Genomic DNA, 422 nt, shown 5'->3' on the forward strand with positions numbered 1-422 from the left:
TCGGGGCCCCGCCGGGGCTGGGGGGCCGTGCGTGGCCGTCGGGGCCGGGCCAAGCGGCCGGGGCGGCCAACGGGGCGTCCGGGGCGCCGGCGGGCGGGGGGGGGGGGGCGGGGGGCGGCCGGCGGCCGGCCCCCGGCCCCTCACTTCTTGCCGCGGGCCCGTTCCTCGCTCGCCTGCATCTCCAGTATCGCGAAGACATGGGCGCTGGTGCGCCGCCGGGAGGTGCCGCTGACGACGAGCGCCGCGCCCGCCACGGCCGTGGGGACGGACAGGGCCAGGATGCCGACGAGTTCGGGCCAGTCGCGCTCCCCGGCGCACAGGGAAGGGCTGGTGGTCGTTCAGACGGCGATCGTACGCAGTGACCGTGCCCCCCCCCCCCCCCCCCCCGGCCCCGGCCGGGGGGGGGGGGGGGGGGGGGGGGG

The organism is Streptomyces durocortorensis, from assembly GCF_016901035.1.
In the GTDB taxonomy this organism is placed as follows: Bacteria; Actinomycetota; Actinomycetes; order Streptomycetales; family Streptomycetaceae; genus Streptomyces; species Streptomyces durocortorensis.